Genomic DNA, 20745 nt, shown 5'->3' with positions numbered 1-20745 from the left:
GAAGTTACGTGGGATATGATCAGGCGGTACGGATCCTGCAGAAGCTGGAAGAGAACGGCTATGAAGCTTTTTTTGTCGGTGGATGCGTCCGCGATTGGCTGCTGGGTAGATCCGTACATGATATAGATATATGTACGAATGCCCATCCCGGCGACGTCATCTCTCTCTTTCCGGACCATGTACCTACTGGACTCAAGCACGGGACTGTTTCCGTCAAGCAGGGCGGTTTCCTATTTGAAGTGACTACATACCGTACAGAAGGAAAGTATGAGGATTATCGCCGCCCCAGCACTGTCCAATTCGTCTCAGATTTGCGACTGGATTTGGAACGGCGGGATTTCACGATCAATGCAATGGCGATGGATCGGCATCAAAACCTGCAAGACCCGTTTGCCGGGCGAGAAGATTTATCACGGAAGCTCATACGCGCGGTTGGAAATCCTGCAGAACGGTTTCAGGAGGATGCACTGCGCTTGCTGCGTGCAGTGAGGTTTGCAGCCCAGCTTGATTTTTCAATAGAGACCAGGACGATGGCAGCCATGAAACAGACAGCACCGCTGCTCGATCGTATCGCGGTAGAAAGAGTGCGCGAGGAACTGAACAAAATGCTGAAGAGCCAGTCACCAGAAAAGGGGTGCGAGTGGCTTTGTGAAGCAAAGCTATTTGCCTATTCCCCTTTGCTTGAGCAGCTCTTTGAACAGTCAAAAAAGCACACCTGGCGTCTGAGACATCTATCGAGTCTACCGCAAAAATGGACGCTGCTGTTGTTCGCTGCGCGTCTTTCAACAGATGCGGTCAAGGCAGTATGTGAAATTCTCCGGTTTTCCAAACGAGACAGTGAAAGGATCGAACTCCTGGTAGATTGGCTATACCGTGTTCAGCCTCAGTGGGATGCTCCTCATGAAGTAGAGTGGAAATCCATTTTGTTGGAGACAGGTAAAGAAATCGCACAAGAGTTGAATAGCTTGCTGCTCGCATGCTGGTGGAATCAAAAAGAACGATTTGCTCAGGATGCCGTTCACAGTGTGTATGAAGCATTGCCTGTGAAGACGACAAAGGAACTGGCCGTGACGGGACGCGATCTGTACGTTGTCTTGGGAAAAAAGCAAGGAGAATGGATCGGAAGGGTCTTGGTGAGCCTGTTAAAGCAAACGGCTTATGACGGATTACCAAACACACCAGAAGCCTTGATCGCTGCGGCAAAAAAAGAGGTGGCTTTAGATGAAGATTAAGCAAGTGATCCTGCAGGCGTTCCATGACCAGCCTGACCGTTTTATTTCGGGAGAGGAGCTGAGTCAAACCTGTGGCTGCTCCCGTACGGCGGTATGGAAGCATATCGAGGAACTACGACGTGACGGCTATGAGGTGGAGGCTGTACGCAAGCTGGGCTATCGTCTCCTGACGGCACCAGACCGATTATCTGCCGCGGAAATAACCGCTGGATTAGGGACGAAAAAGATTGGTCAGCACGTGTATGCCTATGATGAAGTGGTCTCGACCCAGCCGCTAGCGCATGATGCGGCAGCAAAAGGTGCGGTAGAAGGAACGCTGGTACTAGCTGAACAGCAGACTGGCGGAAAAGGCAGGTTGGGAAGGCCGTGGCACTCTCCAAAAGGAACGGGAATTTGGATGAGTCTCATCGTCCGCCCTTCCATTCCGCTTCCCAAAACACCGCAAATGACACTTCTCACGGCTGTCTGTGTTGCGAGAACCATCCGTGAGGAAACGGGTTTGCCTGTCAAGATCAAATGGCCGAACGATATTTTCATCGGCGACAAAAAGGTCTGCGGAATCTTGACCGAATTGAATGCAGAATCTGATCGGGTGAATTATCTGGTGATTGGGATTGGACTGAATGTAAATAGTGTAGAAAGTGATTTTCCAGAAGAACTGGCACAGGTAGGGACTTCTCTGAGAATCGAATCGGGCCAAGCCATCTCGCGTGTTCGTTTCATCCAGCAATTTTGCCGCATTTTTGAAGAGACATACGAGCAATTCCTGCTCGAGGGCTTCCAGCCGATCAAGTCGGAGTGGGAAGCGTATTCCTACACAATTGGCCGCTTGGTCACGCTCCAGACGATTTCGAAAAAGCTTGAAGGGCGTGCAATCGGTCTCGACGAAGAGGGCGTGCTTCTGGTTGAGGACGAGGCTGGACTGGTACATAAAGTGTATTCTGCGGATGTCAATTATCGTGCAAATGAATAAATTTTCTGTTATACTCCAAAAGTGGAGGCTGTATCACAGTGAACGGCACTCCTGGAGTAAAAAGCAAGTCTGAAGTGAATAGCTATACCAATATGTGTTTGGACAAAAATCTGCTCAGAGCCTGTGTGGACCGAGACAGAAGGAATCCTTGAAGACGCAAGCAGTCTCTTATTGTATGGACAACCTTCTCCCGTATTCGGCGCGAGAAGGTTTTTTGCGTTCCTGATCTCCTCAGGCCTTTGCGCGTACGAAAGGTGATTGAAGAATGGCAGAACGTAACAAACCGGTAACAACCTCGTTCATCCGCAAGAAAAAAGAAGAGGGGACACCGATCACGATGATCACTGCGTATGATTATCCGACCGCCAAACTGGTGGAGGAAGCAGGCGTGGATATGATTTTGGTCGGAGATTCACTGGGTATGGTAGTGCTCGGATACGATTCTACTGTGCCTGTGACGATGGAAGACATGATTCACCATACGAAAGCGGTTACCCGAGCAGCCAAAACCTCTTTTGTCGTCGCTGATTTGCCCTTCCTCAGCTACCACGGAACGGTCGAAGAAGCGGTGAAAAACGCTGGTAGACTCATGCAGGAAGGCCTGGCAAAAGCTGTGAAGATGGAAGGGGGCAGTGAGCTTGTCCCGATCGTTACACGCTGTGTACAGGCTGGTATTCCGGTAGTAGGTCACATTGGCTTGACTCCACAGGCTGTCCATCAGTTGGGCGGGTACAAAGTGCAAGGGCGCGACATAGAAGCAGCGAAGAAGCTCTTGGAAGACGCATACGCTCTTCAGGAAGCTGGTGCTTTCGCCATCGTGCTGGAGTGTGTCCCTGAAGAAGTAGCGGCTCATATCGCCAGCAAATTGGACATTCCTATCATTGGCATTGGTGCAGGAGTCAGGTGCGACGGCCAGGTTCTCGTATTCCATGATTTAGTCGGGTACGCTTCACAACTTGCACCCAAGTTTGTGAAACGTTATACAGACGTAGGGGAGCAGATTCATGCTGCAGTCCGATCCTACATGGAGGAAGTAGAAGGGCGTAGGTTCCCGGCTACGGAGCATGTGTTTCACGCGAATCAAGAGACGATTCAAGAGTTGTACGGTGAAGGAGTGTCGAAACGATGATCAAAACCTTGCAGCAAGTAAGCACGATCGCAGAAATGCGACAACATATATCGGAAGCAAAGAGAGCAGGACAACGCATCGGCATCGTGCCCACCATGGGATATTTGCATGAAGGGCATCTTAGCCTTGTAAAAGCAGCACGTGAAAAATGCGATCTGGTCGTCATGAGCATTTTTGTCAATCCGCTGCAATTTGGGCCCAATGAGGATTTTGAGCAATACCCGCGTAATATGGAGCGTGATCGTGAGCTTGCTAGCTCAGCTGGAGTAGATCTGCTTTTCACACCGACTGTAAGCGAGATGTATCCCCAGCCGATCCTGACCAACATTTCCGTGGCGAACGTAACGAATCCCTTATGTGGACGTTCGCGCCCCGGTCACTTCGACGGTGTTTCTACCGTGGTTATGAAACTTTTTCAAATTGTTCAGCCGGATTTTGCCTTTTTTGGCCAAAAGGATGCGCAGCAGGTAGCAGTCGTGACGCAAATGGCGTACGATCTGTCCGTCCCTGTACAAGTCATTCCTTGCCCGATCATACGTGAAGCGGATGGCTTGGCGATGAGCTCTCGCAATGTCTATCTTTCAGCGGAAGAAAGGACACAGGCACTGGTTTTGTCCCGTTCCTTGAGAGAAGCTGCAGCTTGGATTCGCGATGGAGCTTCTCCCGCTGAGGTCCGCACACGTATCATCAATATGATAAGCGAAATGCCTCTCGCCTCCATCGATTACGTAGAGATTTTGAGCTATCCGGAGCTCTCAACGCTGGAGCAATTCAAAGACGGTGAAGCCTTCATCGTAGCACTCGCTGTCCGCTTTGGAAAAACGAGATTGATTGATAATCTGATTGAGACCGTCTAAATCCACTATTTTTCGACCTACTCTGAGGAGGAAAACCGAATGTTTCGCACCATGATGAAAGCAAAAATCCACCGGGCCACCGTCACCGAGGCCAACCTGAACTACGTAGGCAGCATTACTATTGACAAGGACCTGTTGGACGCGTTGGACATTCTGCCCAATGAAAAAGTACAGATCGTCAATAACAATAATGGTGCTCGCCTGGAAACCTATGTAATCGAGGGTGCTGCAGGAAGCGGCGTGATTTGCCTGAACGGAGCTGCAGCACGTTTGGTACAGGAAGGGGACATCGTCATTATTATCGCTTATGCGATGATGACGGATGAAGAAGCACGTACGTACACACCGCGAGTCGCCATTATGGACGAAAACAATAAGATCAAGCAGCTGATTGCAGAGGAAGTTCATGCCACAATCCTTTAAGTAGATGCTTTGCATAGAGCCCACCTCCTTGTGAGACAATGAAAGTACTCACGCCTCATAGGGGGTGGCTTTTGCGTGAAAATAGAGGATTGGTTCCACGGCTTGCGAGGCAAGGCGGAAAAGATTGAAGAAAAATGGCCGCAAGCAACTGAGCAGGAACGCCTGGTCATGGCAGATCAACTGTTCTATCTGAGGCAGGTTAGCGATCGGGTTGTGGATTTGTGGCTGCAATTCGAGGAAAAATTGTCCCAGACGATTCGGCAAGTGAAACAAATGGAGGGGCAAGTGCCCGATACAGAGGACCAAAGTGATTCGGCAGCATCTGCTATTCATACGCTGAAAAAAGAAATGAAAAAAGACGAAGAAAAAAACGATGCACCTCTCGACATGAAGGAGCAGCCTCTAGATTTCGAGCATCTGTTTCGACGTGGTGAGGGATTTTATCATTTGCGCATGTTTACGGATGCCAAAGCTTGCTTTGCTGAACTTGTGGCAGCAGCTCCAGACTGGGAAACAGGTCGCTTATACTACGCATACAGCCTGTTGTTTTGCGAAGAACGTGAGTTTGCCTTGCGGGAGTTTCGTTTTCTATGCAAGGTTGCTAGCTCGCCAACCATTGTTGCTATCAGTTATAATGCAGTAGGCTGCATGTTGGCAGAAGAACAGCAATGGCTGGAAGCTGCACAGGCGTTCAAAGTGGCATTGGAAACAAAGCCTGATCAAGAGGACGCTCGCTTTAATTTGGCCCTATGCTATTACATGGACAAAGACGCACAAGAATCCGTTGAAGAAATAAGCAAGTACTTGCAGGAACATGAGCACGATTGGGAAGCTCAAATGCTATGGTTGCGAGCTGCACATCAGTTGCAAGGGATGGACGAAGCAGCTGAGCTGGAACCGCCCGGTTTACTGCAACTGCCTACACGAGAGTTGGAAAGTGAGACGCTCAAGGAAATGGCAGACCTCTACGAGGCGGTCGGCAATTATCATCGGGCTCAAATCTGCTATCGGTTTTTAACCGAGCGATTGCCCAAAGAAGGCTGGACTTGGCACGGGCTCGCGTGGAATACGTGGCTGATTGCTGGTACGCGACGAGCTGCAACGTTGATGAAAAAAGCGATTTCTCTGGCGCCTGATCAAACAGATTTTTTGTTCAGCTACGGCTGGATGTGCCTGTTCGATGGGGAGATTGATAATTCGATGAATGCCTTTCGCAAGGTACTGGAAAAGGACAGCTCGAATCGGCTGGCGCAATCAGGCATGATTGCAGCCTATGAAAAATCAGGTGAAATTCAGGCTGCCAAGCAGCTTGCAAAAACATTCCTGGAGGACGAGGTGCCATTTCTTCATGCGTTAGGTTGTTTTCATCTGGGACGCCTCTCTATGATTGAGGAAAATTGGATCCTTGCCGAACAGTATTTTAGCCGTGCCGCTCCGTTTGGTGACCAGCTTCGGGAAATTCCTATCTATTTGCAGCTGTGTGCCAGCAAACAGGGGAAGACCATCGCCGTTGACGAGCTGTTGAAGACTTGAGAAGATTGGCAGCAGGAAGATTCCCCATCGTTGCCGAAAGTGAGGAGAGCCATTTTTCAGGCTCTGCCTAGGTTACGAGGTGACAACTGATTTGAATCGATTACTCGTTGTAGATTTTGAAACGACAGGAAGCAATCCACGCCAGGGAGACAAAATCATCCAGATTGGCGCCGTAGCGATTGACGACGGGCAGATCGTGGACAGCTTTTCTACATTGATCAATCCGGAGCAATCCATTCCGCCTTTCATTACCCAGCTTACAGGGATTACGGATGACATGGTAGAAGACGCTCCTACGATCGAAGATGCGTTTCCCCGCTTTTTACGGATGTTGGAGGGGCGTACGTTCGTTGCCCACAACGCTTATTTTGATCTCCAATTTTTACAAGAAGCCCTGCTGAGTCAGGGCTATTATACGTTTGACGGATATGTGCTGGATACCGTAGAGCTAGCCCGTCTGCTCCTGCCGATGCAGAACAGCTATCGACTGGGTGAGCTTGCTTCTGATCTGGATATCGAGCATGATCGTCCGCATCAAGCAGACAGTGACGCATTGGCGACTGCGGAACTGTACATGTATCTCTATGACGTGCTGCAGCGCTTGCCGTTAGTCACCATCCAAAGGCTGCAAATGCTCGTATCATCTTTTCGATCGGATATTCAAGTGCTGCTTCGACTCGTCGAAATGGAAAAGCTGGTCGAGCTTCCTCAGCTGGATGAAAATGAAGGAAAACCGGATTCACACATGTGGGATGTGTACCGTCAGCTGGCTTTGAATAAGGCGGAGGAAAAGCTAGAGGCATCTTTAAAGCGACCCCAATTTGATCAAATCGAATACAAGTCGTTTGATGAGCTATTGGAAGAGACGGTGGGGGAGCAGGGAAGTTTACAGCGCAATGTAGCCTCTTATCAGCGTCGTGATGCGCAGGAAGCGATGATGCGAGCTGTGTTTCAAGCGATGCATGACGGCGTTCACTTGCTCGTGGAGGCAGGTACAGGAACGGGAAAATCATTGGGCTACCTGCTGCCAGGGGTGATATGGGCAAAACAAAATCAGCAACAGCTCGTGATCAGCACGAATACGATCCAGCTGCAGGAGCAGCTTTTCCACAAGGAAATGAGGGCCTTGCAGCAAGCGTTGCCGTTTTCTGTTACGACCGCGACTTTGAAGGGCAGGGGCAATTACCTCTGTCTGCGAAAATTCGAACAGGCTTTGGACGAGCCGGTCGAGGGAACCAGTCAGGAAATCAGGCTGGTAAAAGGGCAAATGCTGACCTGGTTGACGCAGACCCAAACAGGGGATGTGGAGGAGCTGAGCTTGCCCACTACGGGACAGCTCTTTTGGCAGCAGGTGAAAAGCGACACCGGCTCTTGCTTGAACCGCGCATGCCCTTGGTTTAGCCGCTGCTATTATTTTAAAGCGAAGGATCGCGCACGTGAAGCTGATGTCATCATCGTCAATCACGCGCTTCTGATCAGCGATATGCAGGCAGAAAACAGAATTTTGCCGCCTTATGATGTGGCAATCATCGATGAGGCTCATCATCTGGAGGAAGCAGCCACTCAGCATTTGGGCAAACAACTCACCACCACACAGCTGTTGTTCCTGTTGGATCGGGCGTCGTTGGATAAAGGCGGAATGCTCCATCGCTTTGCCGAGGAATTGACTGCCTGGTTACCGGAAACGAAGGAACCGGCTAAGGAACTGATCGAAAAATGGGAAAAAGTAAGCATTCCATTGCGGGAAAAGGTGCAGAAGTGGTCTGTGCAGCTGTTCGATTGGGCTTCCAAACGTGCTGAGGAGACGACCGATGCTGGGCGCGAGACCGTTCGCTATCGGGTGGCCATGTTTACAGGCAAAAGTGAGCGAATCAAGAAATCCGCGCAAAAAATCATACAGGCAATCGGAGAGGTAGCCCAAATCGGTGACCAGCTGCTGCAGTTAGGTCGCACTGAGGAGAAGCCACCATTTTCGCTGCGCAGCTTACGCACGGATTTGCACGGCCTATTACAAGAAATGCAAAAGGGAATGGAGCTCCTTCATTTTTTCTTACTGGAACAAGATCCTCAGTTTGTCTATTGGATGGAAGTAGAAACGAGGATGGCTAGGAAGCAGGTCCATCTCTATGCAGCGCTGCTCCAGGTCTCCAATGCGTTGGCCGAACCGTTTTTTGCCCAAAAGCAAAGTCTGATATTGACCTCGGCAACCTTGACTGTAAAAAACAGCTTTACCTACATGCTGAATCAATGTGGTCTGGATCAGCTTCCTGAGGATCGAGTCCGTACCTTGTCGCTACCATCTCCCTTTGATTATCAAGGGCAAGGTCTGGTACTGATTCCTTCTGACTTTCCCTTGCCAGGAAAAGATACGGAACAGAACTATTTGGATGCAATCATTCAGGGCAGCTTGGATGTCGTGACAGCAGCGAAAGGACGTACCATGCTGCTTTTTACGTCCCACTCCATGCTGCGTCAGGTGTATCAGGCGATGAAAGAGCGGCTAGTGGATGAAGACGTTCCCTATACGCTGCTTGGGCAGGGAATTGACAGCAATAACCGCAGCAAGCTGATTCATCAGTTCCAAACGATGGAGCGAAGTGTCCTGTTTGGAACGAGCAGCTTTTGGGAGGGTGTCGATATTCCGGGTGAGGCGCTTAGTTGCCTGGTGATTGTTCGTTTGCCTTTTACACCGCCCAATCACCCGGTTTATCAGGGAAGGGCTGAACTCATGAAGGAGGCGGGCAAAAACGCCTTTATGTCCATGGCGTTGCCTCAAGCTGTGATTCAATTTAAGCAAGGGGTTGGCCGCCTGATACGCCATCACCTTGACCGTGGAGTTGTCGTGGTCTTTGACACGCGTGTGGTTGAATCCCGATACGGCCGGACATTCCTGCAATCTCTGCCGCCTTTTCAGATAGAAAGCGGAGCTTGGCCTACACTTCGTCAACAAATCCCTGAATTTTTGGGTATGCTACCCTTGGACGATAGAAATGAATAGAAATAAAGCCGTTGCGACATACACCGCACCGGGCTTTCTATTCAGACTCAGAAATGAATCCATAGTCTCCCAAGGATTTAGGTGATAAAATACATGTTAGGGAAAACGGGATGGATACGATTTTTTCTCGGACTGTGCGTCATTTTGCTCATCAGCTGCTCTTCGGTCGACAGCCGTTTGGTGCAAGAAGTCATCAAGGTGGATGACCCGTTTGCCAGTGAGAATGAACGTGATTTTACCGGACTGGTCATTACCTATTTTGCCTTGCCGCATGGGGAAAGCACTTTGATTCGCTTGCCGTACCCCAAAGCCAAAACGATTCTCATCGACACGGGCAGTGAAGAGGATTGGCCAGTCTTGCAGGAACGATTACTGGAGCGCCACGTGACACGATTGGATTATGTCGTGCTGACCAATGACCAGCCAGAGCATGCGGGAGGCTATCCCTTTCTTGCTGAGAAGCTGGTCATAGATAAACTGATCGTACCCAAGCTAATCGAACCAGTGATTCGTCATGCAGTATCCCTAAAACCGGACCAAAAGCGTTTGGACGTAACAGATAATCAGGTTCTCGAGCTGGATGATGAAGTCTCCATACGAGCGCTATCACCCAATGAGCCCTTGTTCTTGTCACCCCAGAACAATTCTCTTGTTTTTCAGTTGAGGCATCTCGAACTCAACTTTCTCTTCACGAGCGGCATCAACGAAAAGGCGGAAGAGCGCCTTTTGGAACGCCACGCCAATGAATTGAAGTCAGTGGTGTTGAAAGTGGGGGATCAGGGGAGCAATCAAGCGTCCTCCCAACCCTTCCTGACCCAGGTTGATCCACAAGTCGCGATTATCCAGACGGGAAAAACCCGTGAAGAGATGAAGGATAATCAGACTGAAGTGTTGGAGAGACTGGGTGAATCGTGGGCAGAGACGTACTTGACCAGTCAGGATGGATCGATTACGATCTTGTCCAATGGCAAGGATTATCGGGTACTAAAACAGCAGTAAAGAAGGAGGAAAGACCGTACGTGGCCAAATATGAAAAGATTTCGGAGGCGGTCGTTCGCCGCTTGCCGATTTATCTTCGGTACCTATCTTATTTGCAGCAGGTCAACGTAACAACCGTGTCCTCCCAACAAATGGGCATGAATCTGGACGTGAATCCCGCGCAAATACGAAAAGACTTAGCCGCGTTCGGAGATTTCGGCAAAAAAGGGATCGGCTATGATGTGAATTACCTGGTGGAAAATATCCGCCAGATTTTGAAGCTAACCGATGAAGTACGGGTTGTTCTTGTCGGAGCGGGTCATTTGGGTCATGCGATCAGCAACTACAACGCGTACGTGAAAGACAACATTCGGATAGCTGCGATTTTTGATAATGATGCCAGCAAGCTAGGCAAAGAAGTTGCAGGTCTGCCTATTCAGTCCATGAGTGAAATGGCTCATACCATAGCGGAAAAAAATATCAAGCTGGCTATCATGACCGTACCTGCTCCAGCTGCGCAAACCGTTTGTGACCAGCTGGTTAGCTTCGGGATCAAAGGCATTCTGAATTTCGCTCCGACGACCATCAAAGTCCCCAAGGATGTGCGTGTTCATTATGCCGATGTTACGTCTAATTTGCAAAGCCTGGCTTATTACATTACATAGGTGAGAACGGAGAATCGAGATGAAGAAGACGATTTTGACACATGCAACTGTCATTACAGTAAACGACAGCAATGAAGTGATCCACGACGGTGCTGTGGCATTCGAGGATGGCAAAATTACGTATGTAGGACCTACACCAGTAGATGTTTCAAGCTATGACGAAGTGATCGATCAAAAAGGGGATTACGTGCTTCCAGGTCTTATTAATACACATGGGCATGCCGGAATGTCCTTGCTTCGCGGCTATGCAGATGATTTGCCGCTTCAGCAGTGGCTGGAAGACAAAATGTGGCCATTGGAGGCTCAATTTACGGCTGATCATGTGAAATGGGGTACGCATCTTTCCCTGATTGAGATGATTCGCACGGGTACGACAACCTTTGTAGATATGTACGATCACATGGACGAAGTAGCAAAAGCGGTAGATGAATCCGGTATGCGCGCACGTCTTTGTCGCGGCATGATCGGCTTGTGCTCGGAGGAAGAGCGTCAAACGAAATTGAAGGATGCCACACAGTTTGCCAAAGAATGGCACAACCAAGCAAATGGACGCATCACTGTCATGATGGCACCACATGCTCCATACACGTGCTCGCCAGAATTCATTATGCAAATTATTGAAAAAGCGGATGAGCTTTCTCTACCTCTGCACATTCATATGTCGGAAACCCAATGGGAAGTTGGGCAAAATGAGAAGGATTACGGGCTTCGTCCAGTAGCACACCTGGAGAAGCTGGGCATGTTCTCCCGTCCAACCTTGCTCGCACACGCTGTTCACTTGACGGATGAAGAGATCGATATCTTGGCAAAATACCAAGTAAAAGTTTCTCACAATGTCGTGAGCAATCTGAAGCTGGCAAGCGGTGTGGCGCCTGTTCCAAAAATGCTGGAAAAAGGCATCAGTGTTTCGCTTGGAACAGACAGCTCAGCAAGCAACAACAATCTCAACCTGTTTGAAGAGCTGAAGCTTGCCGCGATTTTGCATAAAGGAGTCAATTACGATCCGGTTGCAGTGCCAGCTGACGCTGCTTTGCGCATGGCGACACGCTATGGTGCGGATGGTGTCTTCCAGGGAGATTCCCTGGGTTCTATTGAAGTGGGCAAACAGGCTGATCTGATTGTTCTCGACAGCCATCAAGCTCATTTCCATCCTGCTCATGAACCTGTCTCCCATGTGGTATATGCGGCCAATGGACGTGACGTGAAGGACACGATTGTAGCTGGCAGCTTCCTGATGCGGAATCGTGAGCTGATGACGCTGGATGAAGAGAAAGCGATTTTTGAAGCAAACCGCATGTTCGAATTGTTGAATCGATAATGAAAAAGGCTCCTGCCCTTCTCAAGACAGGAGTAAACAAGTGTAGGTGTAGGTAGGGGAATTTGTTGAAACAATCAGGCCGTGCTCATTTTCGCCACAGTTCATTGAGGGTTCGGTGGCGAAAATGCAGTGTGGGTGTGTGAGACAAATTGCGCAGCGGAGAGGACAGTGCTGCCCAGGAGACGCGGTATTCCTGTAACAGAAACCCTAATACATCAGGAGATGTGGTTCGTTGTGACATGTTCACGCGCTCACCTCCTTCGGGTGTAACACTAGTATGACCGACCACCCCCATGCTATGATTAGCAACTTTTCCGTCCCGTTCTAAAACCTTCCCGTATAGCATAGGCTTACACAAAAAACGGGACAGGGGGGAAGGGACATGTATATCCGACCCAAACTGCTGTGGTGGGGCTTACCCGCTTTTTTGGTCCTTTTTCTGGTTGGAATCGCATTGGGCATGGCTGGCAATCGGAATGCTGTGGAAGAGTCTTCACTTGTCAGCCATCAAACGGTTGATCGTCGCATAGAGGAACAAATCGCTTTGACCGCTCTCTTGGACCAATTGACGGAGCAAAAAGAGCGGTCGTTTATTGTGTACATGAAGGAAAGTGCGTTGAATGGCAGCTACGAACAGGATCGATTCCGTTTGGAGGGAGAGATTGGCGGTCACAAGCTCGAGATTAAGCGCGATGACCAGCAACAGGTGACTGTTCAGATAGACGGTCAAGCGCAGGATCATGCTGCATTGCCATACGCGCTTTACACGCCACATGAGCACGCTGAATTGCTCAAAGGAGTTATGCAATCTCTTGAGACAACACCGGTTCAGGACACAAGCGGCCAGGGCTGGAGGGGGTTTCATATTTCTGTACCCTCTCAGGAAGTGACAAGTCTCCTGGATATGTGGCTAGGGCCTTCTTTTCCAATCAAAGAGCTTTCACCTGAATTGGCAAAGCAGATTGCTGTGGACTATGAACTCTGGTACGACGAAAAGACAGGGCTCGTTCGTCAGCTGGAAATTCAACTGCTTCTAAAGACGTCTGCAGGTGAAAAGAGGGATCAGCTGCGATTCCGATTATAAGATACGTGAATAAGGTAGAGAGGATTTGTGGATTGTGATTGTACGATTCATAACGGGCGTCATCGCGGTTCTTTTGTTGATTGCCGCTGGTTGGGCGTACCATTTGACTTCTTCGGTAATAGGCGGCAGGGAAGACTTTCAACTGCAAGTCCAAGGCTGGGTACAAGAACGCACAACGATCACCCAGATCGATTCGATTGACGAGTACCGCGGCAAAGAGAGCTACGCGGTCGTTTTTGGCAAAAATGAAGCAGGCACTCCAGTCATTGCTTGGCTAACTGAGGAAAAGACGGTGATGGACCGTCTGGATCTGGCAGTGCCCAAGGAAAATGTGGAGGAAGCAGTAAAACGGGATTACCCGCAGGCTGTCGTGACAGGTATGGTTCCAGGCTTGGACGGAGAGCAGCGTTTTTGGGAAGTAACCTTGCAGGACCATGATGGACGCTTTCATTACTTGCATTATGACCTGTATAACGGTCAGATCCTGACCAGCTATGTACTGTCTCCTGTATAAACGCCTTCGTTTTCAGACCTTTTCCGATTGTGGAAAAGGTCTGTTTGGCATGCTATCCAACATCTGCATAAAAATTGGATATACTCGTGTGATATACTGAAAATGTTGATAAGAGAGATGAATCGTTAAGGGGGAGTAAGCTTTGCAATTGAGAAAAACGACAATCGGCTTATCTTTGCTGGCGACATTAGCTCTCCTGTTCGGGGGTTGGTACTTGTATCAAAAGTTAGAGGTAGAGGAACCTCTTCGTGCAGAAATCGGTCAGTTGCAGTCTGCAACCTTGAACGGAATGGAGATCGGCAGAGATAAAATCGAAATAGATTTGAATGTAACGCAACCTGAACTGTTCCCGCAAGAGTATCGGGAGTTGATGCGCAACACGGCCAAAGTGGTAGGGGATTTACCGGTCGAGATACGTGTCAGCAATCAGTCCGAAATGATGAATGAAATCTGGCAAAGCGGGCAGTTTGTTTTCAAGGAAGCCTTAGATCTTCATCAGTATAGCCGCATTCCGCAAATGGTCGATGCATGGAAAGCCGATCATGAGCTGGATGAAGCATCCGCTTTGATGGACGACGCCAATATTTATATCTATATGAAAAAAGGAACGGAGGACTTTTACGCAATCGTTCCACGTTCACAGGAAAAAGAGGTGACGGCAAATGCGTAAAGACTGGATCATTGGCGTTGTTGTCGGAATCTTGATCTTTCTCTTGTTTCTAGGTGTTAACATCACTCCATTTTTGCTCGTAGGACTTGTGGTCGGTGTGATCTTTTTCATGCTGCAACGCCAGCAAGGTGGACAAGGCGGCAATATCGCTCTGGCAGGTAAAGGAAAACAGAAAAAACACGTCATGCCCAGATCAAACGTACAGTTTGCTGATATTGGCGGCCAGGAAAGAGCCAAGAAGGAATTGAAGGAAGCGCTGGATTTCCTGGTTTACAAGGACAAGATCGAACAGTACGGTATTCGTCCGATCAAAGGTGTTCTGTTGACTGGTCCTCCAGGTACCGGGAAAACGCTGATGGCGAAAGCAGCAGCGAATTACACGAACTCCGCATTTGTGGCCGCATCAGGCTCGCAGTTCGTGGAGATGTACGTCGGTGTCGGGGCACAACGCGTTCGTGAGCTGTTTCGAGATGTGAAGGCGATGGCCGAGAAAAACGGCCAGGACAGTGCGATCATTTTTATTGACGAGATCGATGTCATTGGAGGGAAAAGGGATGGTCAACAGCAGCGTGAGTACGACCAGACCTTGAACCAGCTGCTGACAGAGATGGATGGCGTCGCGACTAGTGACAAGCCTCGTGTTCTCGTCATGGCAGCAACGAACCGTAAAGATATGCTGGATGCGGCCTTGCTGCGTCCAGGGCGCTTTGACCGCCACATCAGTGTAGATCTGCCGGACAAGCCTGCCCGGGAGCAAATCATGAAGATTCATACGGCGAACAAACCGCTTGCAGATGATGTTGTCTTGGAGAAAATCGCGCAGGAAACATTCGGTTTCTCAGGCGCTCAGCTAGAGAGCGTCGCCAATGAAGCCGCGATCTACGCAATGCGTGATGGAAATGAGAAGATTGAAGCACGGCATTTTGCCTACGCAGTGGACAAGGTGATGCTCGGTGAAAAAGTGGATCGAGAAGCATCGCTGGAAGAGAAGAAACGGGTTGCCTTGCATGAATTGGGTCACGCCATTGTGAGTGAAATCGTACGACCAGGCTCTGTCTCTCAGGTGACTTTGAGCCCGCGTGGTAAGGCATTGGGATACGTACGTCAAAATCCAATGGAAGACCGATATCTTTATACCAAGGACGCCCTGGAAAAACAAATCATGGTGTCGCTTGGAGGCGCTGTGGCGGAAGAAATTTATTACGGTGGAAGAAGTACCGGGTCCAAAAATGACTTTGAGCAAGCCTTGGGCATGGCACAAGAAATTGTGCAAAGCGGGATGTCCGACTTGGGAATTGTCCACCTGCAATATGTCGACAAAACCAGAGTGCACGATGAGGTAGAAAGGCTGTTGGAGGAATTGGTGAACAAGACCCGCGAGCTTTTGGGTCAGTATGATCCTGTCTTTACAAACAGTTTGCAGACATTGATGGATGCGGAAGTGCTCCAAGGAGACGAATTCCGTGATCTGTTGACCAAGTATGCGCCCGAGCCAGAAAAAAGCGTCGTGGCTGTCTAATTCAAATTGAACATTGCACCTGCATTTCCTTTTCCTTGTCGAGAATGGAATGCGGGTTTTTTTGTGTAAACAAATTTCTGTGAAGCTGTGCCCACTGCATATGCGAGTGAATAGGTTACACAATAGCATAGTTGTGAATCATGGACGGGAGGAGAGCTGTATGGCAAACGTAAATCGGCGTAAATTAAACAAAAATCTCGGAAAGACCTATAGACAGGACTTGCATGACATTCCGCTAATGAAGACTAGCGCTGAACTTGATCAGGAATTGGAAATTTTGCTGGAAAGAGAATTGCAAGAAACAGAAGGGGGCTACAATCGACAGACAAAGGGCGGGACGACTACACCTCATCAGATCTATCCCCCTTTGCAAAAGATGCCCAGGCAAGGCGCTTCCTCCAATCAGACAACCTACTCCAAATTAATCAAGGAAAGAAACGGGGAGCGTACGCAATCATTTGTTTACACGGATGATCTGACTGATCAGGCGGTAACAACAGAAAAAATCGCCAATCGTTCCATCGACGCCTCCAAGATCAAAACGGGCGTTATCGATAATGTGCTATTGAAGGACTACGCTGTCGACACCAGCAAGCTAGCCGAGCAGAGTGTAACCTCAAGCAAGATTGCTCCGAATGCTATAACCCGAGAGCACTTGAGCCATGGCATTATTTCGAGTGAGATGATACAAAACCGTTCCATTACTGGCGATAAGCTGATGAATCAAAGCATTTCTTCTGAAAAGCTGGCAGATAAAACGATCGACTCCATGAAGTTCGCGGATGGGTCGATACAGACCAAGCACATCGCGGATCAGGCCATCACGACGGAAACAATACAAGACCAGGCAGTTACAGCGGATAAGATCAAAATGGGCACGATCCAAAAAGGCAATCTGGCGAATGAGATCATCAACTCAGCGAAGCTGGAGGATGGCGCTGTTACGAGTAGCAAGCTGAGGGATGGTGCTGTAACATCAGCCAAGATCGACGAAGATGCGATCGAATCCCGCCACCTACGGGAGAGAAGTGTTCAGCATCACCATCTGGCAGAAATGGCTATCGACAGTGATAATCTTACTCCAGGAAGCGTAAATGATCAGCACATTGCCTTTCAGTCCATCTATACGGCACATCTTCGTGCGGACGCGGTAACCAGTGATAAAATCAGTCCGTATGCGATACTGACCGAGCATTTGGATCAAGCGAGTATTACTTCTGAAAAAGTAGCCAAAGAAGCGATCGGCAGCTATCATTTACAACCATCCAGTGTACAGACCGTCCATGTGCATGACCATGCGATCACGAGTCAAAAAATTGGCGATCAACAAATTACTGCCAATAAATTGGCTGACAAGGGAATCACATCGGAAAAATTGGCTGAGCGTAGCATCGGGAGTGAGCACCTTAAAAAGGATAGCGTTCTGCGGAATCATCTGGCCGACGCGTCTGTCTCCAAAGAAAAAATTGCTCCCCGTTCGATTGAAGAGCAGCATTTGACCAATCAATTGATTGCAGGGAATCATCTTCGGGAATACACCATACAGACGCAGCATCTGGGAGACCACGTGATAACAACCTCCAAGCTGGCAACGGAATCGGTCTCTACAGACAAAATTACAGATCAAAGCATTACTTCTGCAAAGATGGCGGACTATGCGGTCATTTCATCCAAACTGTCAACAGATGCGGTGAAGACCCGTCATGTGGCAAAAGCAGCGATCACCAGCGAAAAAATTGCCGATCAAGCAGTGAACACGCAGCACATCAGTCCGCGGTCTGTTCAGCATGAGCATCTGAATCAAAATGCTATTGGTCACGAGCATTTGCGCAAAGAAAGCATCACGACTGACAAATTGGCACACGGTGCTGTCACAAAAGAGAAGCTATCCTTTTACCCTGTAGAAACCCATAGCCAGCAAGGAGACATTCTGCAGCAGTTTGGGTTTGTTCCTTTCCGGTTCCCAGCCAATCGGAAAACAGTAGAAGTGACGATCCGACTCCCGCTTCCTTATGCGAATACGCATTATTGTCTCGTGGCCATGACGAATCAATCCGGCTGCCATACATCCTTGAAATACAGCACGAAAACGACCTCAGTTATTACGGTTTTGAGGCATCGGGCAGGGCAGGAGTGCAACGGAGTGCTTCAGTGGATTTCATTGGGGGAAAAAGGATTGCCCGTTGAAAATGTTGATTCAGCGATTCACGATGTGTGGAGCGACGAGGATGAAGAGCACGAGGAGCTTGAGGAGCATGTTCTTGATTTGCTTCTCCAAGACAAAATGCAATCGATAGAAGAAGGGTCAGAATCTGCTGAGGTAGTGGATGGCTGGGATACAACGGACCGCCAAGAATGGGCAGAACCAAAAACAAATAATAGCGACGATCCAAAAGTATAGATATTTGCAAAGCCTTTCTGTTTAATCACACAGGAGGGCTTTGTTTTAAAAAAGAAAACATAATATTATTACGGTAAACAAATGGAATGCCTTCAATCGGTTCTCGTTGTATTTAAAACATGCCGATAGTATAATTGTTAGGTATACCAAGCATCTCAATGTTAGGTAATGGTAAATGGAGGGAAAATGATCCGATGTTGACGACGATTGCCCAAGTAGGGCAGCATGTTGGACAAGAAGTACGAATAGGCTGCTGGCTGTATAACAAGCGAAGCAGCGGAAAAATACAGTTTTTGCAGCTGCGCGATGGCTCTGGCTTTATTCAGGGTGTTGTCGTAAAAGCGGAAGTTGCAGAAGACGTATGGGAGAATGCCTCCAAACTGACACAAGAAAGCTCCTTGTACATAACGGGTGTGGTTCGTGCAGACGATCGCGCTCCAAGTGGATACGAATTAACCGTAACCGGTGTTGAAATTATTCAGATTGCACAAGAATACCCAATCTCTTTGAAAGAACACGGGGTTGACTTCTTGATGGATCATCGCCATCTCTGGCTGCGTTCTCCTCGTCAACGGGCAGTTATGGCTGTTCGTTCAGAAGTCATCCGTGCGATGTACGAATTCTTCCAGGAGAATGGCTTCTTCAAGGTAGATCCGCCGATTTTGACGCCTACTTCAGCGGAAGGTACGACCAACCTGTTCCATACGAAGTATTTTGACGAAGACGCCTATTTGTCCCAATCCGGCCAGTTGTACATGGAAGCCGCCGCAATGGCTCTGGGGCGTGTCTATTCGTTTGGTCCTACTTTCCGTGCTGAAAAATCAAAAACGCGTCGCCATTTGATCGAGTTCTGGATGATCGAGCCGGAGATGGCTTTCGTCGATCACGAAGAAAATCTTCGAATCCAGGAAGCATTTGTCTCCCATGTCGTTCAATCCGTGCTAAAGAACTGTCAGCGTGAACTGAAAACACTGGAGCGTGACACCAGCAAGCTGGAAAACGTCATCGGCACCTTCCCGCGTATCACGTATGACGATGCCATCAAGCTGCTTCAGGATAAAGGCAGTGAGATCAAATGGGGCGACGACTTCGGTGCTCCCGATGAGACCATGATTGCCGAGCACTATGACAAGCCTGTCTTCATCACTCACTATCCGACGGAGATCAAGGCATTCTACATGAAGCCACATCCAGAAAGACCGGAAGTCGTATTGTGTGCCGACATGATCGCACCGGAAGGATACGGTGAAATTATCGGTGGCAGCCAACGTATCGACGATCCAGAGCTGCTGGAAAAGCGCTTTGCTGAGCACAAGCTGTCCGAGGAAGCGTATCGCTGGTATCTCGATCTGCGCAAGTACGGAACGGTTCCACATTCCGGTTTTGGACTGGGTCTGGAGCGGACCATCGCGTGGATTTGTGGACTTGATCACGTAAGAGAAACGATTCCGTTCCCACGTATGCTGAATCGTCTCTATCCATAAACGGGTTCCTTCCTTGTTTTTCGAATCACCCTGTTGCTGGAGGGCAGCAGGGTGATTCTTCTTCCTACTGGCAGGCGCCTTTTACATCCGAGTAAATCCAACCCAGAGGTGAATATGCTACATGGATTCCCATATATTGCAATTGTTGCAAGAGGGTGCAACTTCTGTATCCAATATGCTTTTAAAATTGTATAAACGCATGTCTTTGACAGATGAAGAAATGATGCTTCTCATCCATTTACTTTCCTTTCAGCAGGAGGGGAATCGTTTTCCCACATTGGCAGAGCTGGAGGAGAGAATGTCTCTTTCCAGTATGAAACTGATTCAATCCTTGCAAAAGCTGTTGAAGGAAGACTGGATCTCCATTGATGAGTATCGTGACGAACAGACTGGTATGAGGCACGAGCAATACAATCTGACGCCACTCTATCGGAAGCTCTACAACACGTGGCGCGAGCAGCAATCGTCGATTCCGGACGGAGGAGTGTTTGGAGAAGTGGCAGCTTCGATGCATACAGAGCCCGTCGCCATCTATACCCGTTTCGAGCAAGCTTTTGGCCGTCCTTTGTCCCCGATTGAGATCGAGAATATCCATATGTGGACGAATCAGGATGGCTATCAGGAAGAGCTGATTTTGACAGCGTTGCGTGAGGCTGCCACGGTAGGGAAGCTGCATATCCGTTACATCGATCGGATTTTGCTTGAATGGCAAAAGCAGCAAATTACGAGCGTAGAGCAAGCACGTCTATACAGTCTCAATTTCCGCAGACAACAAACAACCAAAGATCATCGGCAACCGCTTTGATTGGAAACAGTCAGAGCGGTTTTTTTATTGATTTGCGACAAAGCAAGTTTTTCTTATACACGTACCCATCATCGGGCTGTGTCATAGCATATTACGTAGATGCTAGTTGCCATCCTGCCTAACCTAACATGCATTGTCGAGTGGAACAGGTGGCATCATGCT

18 protein-coding genes are annotated in these 20745 nt (G+C 48.9%); 17 read left to right on the top strand and 1 reads right to left on the bottom strand.

From position 1 onward, the window contains the following. Positions 1 to 8 precede the first annotated feature (8 nt). The 10 genes from EDM52_RS06950 (at position 9) to EDM52_RS06905 (ending at position 12106) form a co-directional block, all read left to right on the top strand. The gene (locus tag EDM52_RS06950; RefSeq protein ID WP_245996643.1) at positions 9 to 1232 is read left to right on the top strand and encodes a CCA tRNA nucleotidyltransferase; all 1224 of its coding nucleotides are present in this window, start codon (positions 9 to 11) and stop codon (positions 1230 to 1232) included. Continuing rightward, the gene (locus tag EDM52_RS06945) at positions 1222 to 2205 is read left to right on the top strand and encodes a biotin--[acetyl-CoA-carboxylase] ligase (protein WP_122908281.1); all 984 of its coding nucleotides are present in this window, start codon (positions 1222 to 1224) and stop codon (positions 2203 to 2205) included. The genes EDM52_RS06950 and EDM52_RS06945 overlap by 11 nt, the downstream gene beginning before the upstream one ends. A gap of 265 nt (positions 2206 to 2470) precedes the next feature. Then, entirely contained in the window at positions 2471 to 3334 is an 864-nt protein-coding gene (gene panB / locus EDM52_RS06940) for a 3-methyl-2-oxobutanoate hydroxymethyltransferase (protein WP_122908280.1), read from the top strand. After that, positions 3331 to 4191: a pantoate--beta-alanine ligase gene (gene panC / locus EDM52_RS06935; RefSeq protein WP_122908279.1), complete on the top strand. Its 861-nt coding sequence runs from the start codon at positions 3331 to 3333 to the stop codon at positions 4189 to 4191. Before panB ends, panC begins: the two co-directional genes overlap by 4 nt. Positions 4192 to 4230: 39 nt before the next feature. Next, positions 4231 to 4614 carry an aspartate 1-decarboxylase gene (panD, locus tag EDM52_RS06930; protein WP_057134039.1) on the top strand — a complete coding sequence of 128 codons (384 nt, stop codon included), beginning with the start codon at positions 4231 to 4233 and terminating at the stop codon, positions 4612 to 4614. A gap of 75 nt (positions 4615 to 4689) precedes the next feature. Beyond that, the gene (locus EDM52_RS06925; RefSeq protein WP_122908278.1) at positions 4690 to 6147 is read left to right on the top strand and encodes a tetratricopeptide repeat protein; all 1458 of its coding nucleotides are present in this window, start codon (positions 4690 to 4692) and stop codon (positions 6145 to 6147) included. 91 nt (positions 6148 to 6238) lie between these two features. Then, the gene (gene dinG / locus EDM52_RS06920) at positions 6239 to 9145 is read left to right on the top strand and encodes an ATP-dependent DNA helicase DinG (RefSeq protein ID WP_122908277.1); all 2907 of its coding nucleotides are present in this window, start codon (positions 6239 to 6241) and stop codon (positions 9143 to 9145) included. Positions 9146 to 9238: 93 nt separating this feature from the next. Next, positions 9239 to 10144 (top strand): ComEC/Rec2 family competence protein, encoded by a 906-nt coding sequence (locus EDM52_RS06915; protein WP_122908276.1) that lies wholly within the window; start codon positions 9239 to 9241, stop codon positions 10142 to 10144. A gap of 20 nt (positions 10145 to 10164) precedes the next feature. Then, positions 10165 to 10788 (top strand): redox-sensing transcriptional repressor Rex, encoded by a 624-nt coding sequence (locus EDM52_RS06910; RefSeq protein WP_057134046.1) that lies wholly within the window; start codon positions 10165 to 10167, stop codon positions 10786 to 10788. Positions 10789 to 10807: 19 nt separating this feature from the next. Further along, entirely contained in the window at positions 10808 to 12106 is a 1299-nt protein-coding gene (locus EDM52_RS06905; RefSeq protein ID WP_122908275.1) for an amidohydrolase, read from the top strand. 85 nt (positions 12107 to 12191) lie between these two features. Here the strand turns inward: EDM52_RS06905 and EDM52_RS24530 are convergent, their stop codons facing one another. Further along, positions 12192 to 12353, bottom strand: coding sequence for a hypothetical protein (locus EDM52_RS24530; RefSeq protein WP_183184881.1), 162 nt, complete (start codon positions 12351 to 12353; stop codon positions 12192 to 12194). 135 nt (positions 12354 to 12488) lie between these two features. Here EDM52_RS24530 and EDM52_RS06900 point away from each other — a divergent pair, with 135 nt between their 5' ends. The 7 genes from EDM52_RS06900 to EDM52_RS06865 all read left to right on the top strand — a co-directional run bounded on the left by EDM52_RS06900 (position 12489) and on the right by EDM52_RS06865 (position 20583). Next, the gene (locus EDM52_RS06900; RefSeq protein ID WP_122908274.1) at positions 12489 to 13190 is read left to right on the top strand and encodes a hypothetical protein; all 702 of its coding nucleotides are present in this window, start codon (positions 12489 to 12491) and stop codon (positions 13188 to 13190) included. 34 nt (positions 13191 to 13224) lie between these two features. Continuing rightward, positions 13225 to 13704 (top strand): cell wall elongation regulator TseB-like domain-containing protein, encoded by a 480-nt coding sequence (locus tag EDM52_RS06895; protein ID WP_122908544.1) that lies wholly within the window; start codon positions 13225 to 13227, stop codon positions 13702 to 13704. A gap of 142 nt (positions 13705 to 13846) precedes the next feature. Next, positions 13847 to 14374, top strand: coding sequence for a hypothetical protein (locus EDM52_RS06890; protein ID WP_057134052.1), 528 nt, complete (start codon positions 13847 to 13849; stop codon positions 14372 to 14374). Beyond that, positions 14367 to 15893, top strand: a complete 1527-nt coding sequence (locus EDM52_RS06885; protein WP_122908273.1) for an AAA family ATPase — start codon at positions 14367 to 14369, stop codon at positions 15891 to 15893. Before EDM52_RS06890 ends, EDM52_RS06885 begins: the two co-directional genes overlap by 8 nt. A gap of 160 nt (positions 15894 to 16053) precedes the next feature. Further along, entirely contained in the window at positions 16054 to 18294 is a 2241-nt protein-coding gene (locus tag EDM52_RS06875) for a WIAG-tail domain (RefSeq protein WP_245996642.1), read from the top strand. Positions 18295 to 18488: 194 nt separating this feature from the next. Then, entirely contained in the window at positions 18489 to 19778 is a 1290-nt protein-coding gene (asnS, locus tag EDM52_RS06870; protein WP_122908272.1) for an asparagine--tRNA ligase, read from the top strand. A gap of 121 nt (positions 19779 to 19899) precedes the next feature. Continuing rightward, a complete protein-coding gene (locus tag EDM52_RS06865) occupies positions 19900 to 20583 on the top strand; it encodes a DnaD domain-containing protein (RefSeq protein ID WP_122908271.1) in 684 nt (227 codons plus the stop codon). Positions 20584 to 20745 lie beyond the last annotated feature (162 nt).

The sequence above is a fragment of the Brevibacillus invocatus genome, from assembly GCF_003710915.1.
In the GTDB taxonomy this organism is placed as follows: Bacteria; Bacillota; Bacilli; order Brevibacillales; family Brevibacillaceae; genus Brevibacillus; species Brevibacillus invocatus.
This window is presented reverse-complemented; position numbering and strand designations above follow the sequence as displayed.